This is a genomic window from Methanospirillum sp., from assembly GCF_028679455.1.
Lineage (GTDB): Archaea > Halobacteriota > Methanomicrobia > Methanomicrobiales > Methanospirillaceae > Methanospirillum.
The window spans coordinates 1-4,870 of record NZ_JAJRBM010000327.1 but is presented as its reverse complement, the minus strand read 5'-3'; the positions used below and the strand labels follow the sequence as shown (position 1 = coordinate 4,870).

Sequence of the window (4,870 nt, the reverse complement as noted above, 5' to 3'; positions counted from 1 at the left end):
GTGAGAAACCCGGTGTGCAACCAGTATCTCACCATCGGGTGCCTGCCTTCTAATGATTCCATCTGGGCTATCTCTGCTTCATGGTGAGGAAATATTAAATCCAGACCTCCACCGTGGATATCATACTGTTGACCAAAATATTTCTCAGAGATTGCCGTATCCTCGATATGCCATCCCGGCCTTCCTCTCCCCCAGGGAGTATCCCAGGTGTACTCACCATATTCACCGAATTTCCACAACGCAAAATCTTCAGGTTTTTGTTTTGTCAGATCAGTGACACGACTGATACGTTTCTCTCTTTTCTGGCCTGAAAGCTCACCGTTATGTTCAAACCGATCACTATCGAAATAGATTCCAGAATCCGTGATGTACGCTACATCCCGTGAGATCAAGCGTCCAATCTGATCAATTATCTCCTGAATGTGGGTTGTTGCCCGTGCATAATAACTGACCGCATCTATTCCTAGCGAGTGCATGTCTTTCAGGTATTCAGCCTCAAATTTTCTTGCGAGAACTGATTGTGACACTCCCTCTTCCTGAGCTCGGTTTATGATCTTGTCATCGACATCGGTGATATTCTGGAGGTAAAAGACTTCTTTTCCTGTCCACCGAAGATATTTTGCCAGTACATCAAAGACAACATAGGTTCTGGCATGGCCAAGATGCGAGTAATCATATACAGTAGGTCCGCAAACGAACATGTAAACCCTGTCCGGAGAAAGAGTTCTCAATGGTTCAACGGTTCTTGTAAGAGTGCTGTATAGATTCAAGATAAATTCTCCTTCAAAATTACGCCGGTAGAGGGAATTGAACCCCCAAACATTCGCTTTGCAGGCGAAGGCATTAACCTCTCTGCCATACCGGCACGATATCGTGCAATTTCCTGATAATAACTGCCCCTTCTACCTACCTGGTTGGATCCCGACTTTTAAATAGCACCTGAATCCGGCAAATAATCCCTCATTCAGATGTTGTGTATCATATATCCCTGACAGGAATTTGATTCCAATGGGTCATCAGTCACTTATCTGGACACCAGAGATCCATCCAATGAGTCTTAATTATTTTCAATCAGATATCAGGTATTCAAGGAGCGGGCTTGCAAACCTGAATAGCAGAGTAAATTAAATTTCTACTCTTTCAACTGGATCTTTTAAAAAGTAGAGAGAACTTACTGGATTTGTCTCCCGATCTTTAGTCTGATGCCTCAAAGAGGTCGGTAGAGAGATACCGTTCTCCGGTATCAGGAAGAATCGCAACGATCAATTTTCCCGCATTCTCAGGAAGCGATGCAACCCTGAATGCTGCAGCAACAGCCGCACCCGATGAAGGACCGGCGAGAATTCCTTCTTCGGTTGCAAGTCGCCGTGCAAAATCGTAGGCCTCATCATCAGTTACCGGTATTACACAATCCAGTAACTCTTTCTGAAGAACATCAGGAATAAATCCCGGACTGATACCCTGAATCTTATGTTTCCCTGGCTTTCCTCCCGAAATTACCGGTGATGCAGCAGCTTCTACTGCTATCGCTTTAAATGAGGGTTTTCTTGGTTTTATGACCGACGCAATACCGGTGATGGTCCCTCCGGTTCCTGCTCCTGCAACTACGATGTCTACCTGACCATCGGTATCATTCCAGATCTCTTCAGCGGTCGTCCGTCTGTGTACGGCTGGATTTGCAGGATTTTTAAACTGCTGAGGGATCAGGTAACTCTCCGGGTGTTTGCGATGCTTCTCTTCAGCCAGAGCAATAGCACCTGCCATTCCTTCAGCAGCAGGTGACAGAATCAGTTCTGCACCCAGTGCTTTGAAGAGTTTTCTCCTCTCGATACTGAATGATTCCGGCATCACCAGAATAAGACGGTACCCTTTGGCCGCACAGACAAATGCAAGTGCGATACCGGTGTTTCCACTTGTTGGTTCAATAATAGTTGTTCCCGGTTTTATCCTCCCGTCAAGTTCAGCTGCTTCAATGAGTGCTACACCGATTCGATCCTTCACACTCCCCAGAGGATTACGGGATTCCTGCTTAACGAGAATCGTTGGAGGAAAAGTCTGGGTTTGTAATGGTTTGGTAATACGGTTCAACCTTATGAGAGGAGTATTGCCGATAGTCTTTGTAATGTCGCTGTATATTCGTGCCATAATGGTGTACGTCTTTGAGACGCTCCTGATCCGGAGTCAACAATGTGCCATAGTTCACAATCGTGACTTATTCTGTATTGTTATTCGGTTACAGGCATAAAGATTCTCATCCAGGAAAAATCTACCGTTTTATTATTTTACGCACTGGGAAAAAATCCCGTGTCCATACAAACGATTCACAATTGTGACATCTTTTTTATTCTTATTCATCCTACCTGATACTATTGGTCAAACTCTGTCCTAGTAGAGATCAGTGGAGATCACGAATCAAAAAAAGTGAAAGATGATGACAGATACAGATACAAATAAGGCTCTGATTGTGTTAGGTTGCCCGGAGGTTCCCGTTCAGAATGCTATCGCAATCTATACTGCGTACCAATTGAAAAATCATGGTTATTCTTTTCTGATTGCTGGAAATCCAGCGGTTATGAAACTCCTGATGACATCAGATCCTGAAAAGCACTATATCGGGAAGATGACCACTCTTGAAAAAGCGGTAGAAGAGATTACGTCCGGAGATGCCACCTATGACCTGTGTATCGCATTTGCACATAGTGATGCAGGGATATCCTATGCAGCTACCATGAAATATCTTCTCCCATCTGCAAGATTTATCACGATTGTTTTCGGGAGGGAAGCTGAGAATATCTCAAAACTGATCGAGTATGAGGGTGAACAGATTGTAGAGGTTGCAGTCCATAACCCGATGCAACTCCGCAAAAAGATGAATGAGGTGCTTGGATGGGATGCATCGAAGAATTAACTCACGAAATATTAGCGAAAGGACTTACCTTCAAAGAATGCCGTGAGTTTATCACCAAAACCTGCCCTACTATCTACCACATTCAGCCGGGAACCAAATTATTTGGCGAAGGAATCATCGGAAACCCCCCAATCGTGGTGGGAACCGATGGAAATACGGTGGTGTTTCCTTATGTTAAACCATGTCATGGAACTTTTATTTTAAAGATAGAAGATCCAAAAGAAGCCACTCGTCTCTCTATCATAGGGGTAAAGCCGAATAAGAGATGATATGCATTGAGAGAGGGCATCCATAACACAAAATCAGGAGGTTGAGCATATGGATATCGAACAAATACGACAGGACATTCCACTCACCGATGAGTTCATCTATTTGGATAATGCCTCTACCAGCCTTTCTCCCCGCCAGGTTCTTGATGCGATGTATGAGTATGAGACTCATTACCGGGCTAATGTCGGACGTGGGGTACACCGGCTGTCTCAGATCACCGGCCAGTTGTACTGGGATGCTCACGAGACGGTCAATTCATTCATCAATGGAAAGGATGGGACTCCGGTTTTTGTGAGAAACTGTACCGAAGCTATCAATATGGTAGCACGCGGACTCACATTTGAAACCGGCGATGAGATTATTACCACCGTATCTGATCATCATTCAAACCTCCTCCCCTGGTTTACACTCCGCAAACAGGGTGTCAGGGTCAATGTCATTGCCCCTTCAGAAGATCCGGCCCATGCCAGTGTTACTGCAGAAGATGTTTCTGATGCAATACATCATAATACACGTCTCGTTGCCATCAGCCAGGCATCTAATGTTCTGGGAACTATCTCTCCGGTCAGAGAAATTTCTGCAGTCGCTCATGAGTCCGGTGCTCTCTGTCTCGTCGATGGAGCCCAATCGGTTCCTCATATGAAGACCGATGTCAAAGAGATGGGTTGCGATTTTCTCTGTTTTTCCGGGCATAAAATGCTTGGACCTACCGGAACCGGTGTTCTCTGGATGCAGGATGAATCAATTGAACCACTTCTCGTTGGGGGAGGAATGATCGAGGAAGTGACAATTGATGGATATTCGCCAGCTTCCGGGTACCAGAAATATGAAGCAGGTACTCCACATATTGCCGGTGCGTTAGGGCTCCGGGCAGCTATAACATATCTGAATCAGATTGGAGTTGAAGAGATCGAAAGGCATGAAGCCCTGCTTGCCGGTGAACTGATAAAGGGCTTGTCTGATATCGAAGAGGTATCCATAATCGGCCCTCCTGCAGGGAAAAACCGGATTGGAGTAGTATCCTTTATGGTTGAAGGGATGCATCCTCATGATATTGCTCATCTCCTTGATGATCAGTACTCGGTTATGGTACGATCAGGAAATCACTGCTGTATGCCCCTGATGCAGCATCTTGGCCTCAAAGATGGCACGGTTCGTGCAAGTCTGTACCTCTACAATACACAGGAAGAGATCCAGACCCTGATATCCGGAGTTCGGGAGATAATTGAAGGGATATAACCGGATCCTCTTCAGATATCGTCCTGATATCAAAACCTGATATACTATGCTGATAGTGCACCGATGATCCGTTCCGGAGCAGTATAGACATTCATTTTTCCTCCCCTGATAAACCCGATAATCGTGAGTCCGGTTGCATTTCCCATTTCAATGGCAAGAGAGGTTGTGGCTCCGCGTGATGCAATTATCGGGATGCCAGCCAATATGCATTTTCTTGACATTTCAGAGGAGATTCTACCTGATATTAAGACACATGTGCCGGTAAGATCTATCCCTTTTCTCAACGCATACCCAATGACCCGGTCAAGTGCATTATGCCGCCCGATATCTTCAGTCTTTATGATGATTTCACTCCTGGAAATCAGACCCACCACATGTATTCCACCTGTTTTTACGTGTAGTTCAGAATCAAGAACGATTTTGAGTGACTGATGAAGCCATGATGGATCCAGT

6 protein-coding genes and 1 tRNA gene are annotated in these 4,870 nt (G+C 45.2%); 3 read left to right on the top strand and 4 right to left on the bottom strand.

Annotation, left to right across the window (positions count from 1 at the left end):
* From LUQ50_RS11345 to cysK, 3 genes are all read right to left on the bottom strand, one after another.
* Positions 1-770: class I tRNA ligase family protein (locus LUQ50_RS11345; protein WP_300039947.1), on the bottom strand; the 770-nt coding region annotated here is incomplete at its 3' end.
* A 22-nt stretch (positions 771-792) separates the two neighbouring features.
* Positions 793-865 (bottom strand) — tRNA-Cys (locus LUQ50_RS11340).
* A gap of 329 nt (positions 866-1,194) precedes the next feature.
* The gene (cysK, locus tag LUQ50_RS11335; protein WP_300039946.1) at positions 1,195-2,145 is read right to left on the bottom strand and encodes a cysteine synthase A; all 951 of its coding nucleotides are present in this window, start codon (positions 2,143-2,145) and stop codon (positions 1,195-1,197) included.
* Between the two features lie 283 nt (positions 2,146-2,428).
* On the opposite strand from cysK, the gene LUQ50_RS11330 reads away from it, so the two are divergent.
* Genes LUQ50_RS11330 through LUQ50_RS11320 form a run of 3 tightly spaced genes read left to right on the top strand, consistent with a single transcriptional unit; the run spans position 2,429 to position 4,417 of the window.
* The gene (locus tag LUQ50_RS11330) at positions 2,429-2,908 is read left to right on the top strand and encodes a DUF1890 domain-containing protein (RefSeq protein WP_300039945.1); all 480 of its coding nucleotides are present in this window, start codon (positions 2,429-2,431) and stop codon (positions 2,906-2,908) included.
* Positions 2,887-3,177, top strand: a complete 291-nt coding sequence (locus LUQ50_RS11325) for a DUF1894 domain-containing protein (RefSeq protein ID WP_300039944.1) — start codon at positions 2,887-2,889, stop codon at positions 3,175-3,177. Before LUQ50_RS11330 ends, LUQ50_RS11325 begins: the two co-directional genes overlap by 22 nt.
* Positions 3,178-3,226: 49 nt before the next feature.
* Positions 3,227-4,417 (top strand): aminotransferase class V-fold PLP-dependent enzyme, encoded by a 1,191-nt coding sequence (locus LUQ50_RS11320; RefSeq protein WP_300039943.1) that lies wholly within the window; start codon positions 3,227-3,229, stop codon positions 4,415-4,417.
* Positions 4,418-4,461: 44 nt separating this feature from the next.
* On the opposite strand, the gene LUQ50_RS11315 is transcribed toward LUQ50_RS11320, so the two are convergent.
* The coding region (locus tag LUQ50_RS11315; RefSeq protein WP_300039942.1) for a formate dehydrogenase accessory sulfurtransferase FdhD at positions 4,462-4,870 on the bottom strand (409 nt) is incomplete at its 5' end.

What these genes read in the sequence shown, in the direction of transcription:
- cysK (WP_300039946.1), bottom strand. Translation starts at nt 2,145, where the DNA reads ATGGCACGAATATACAGCGACATTACAAAGACTATCGGCAATACTCCT.
- LUQ50_RS11325 (WP_300039944.1), top strand. Translation starts at nt 2,887, where the DNA reads ATGGGATGCATCGAAGAATTAACTCACGAAATATTAGCGAAAGGACTT.
- LUQ50_RS11320 (WP_300039943.1), top strand. Translation starts at nt 3,227, where the DNA reads ATGGATATCGAACAAATACGACAGGACATTCCACTCACCGATGAGTTC.
- LUQ50_RS11330 (WP_300039945.1), top strand. Translation starts at nt 2,429, where the DNA reads ATGATGACAGATACAGATACAAATAAGGCTCTGATTGTGTTAGGTTGC.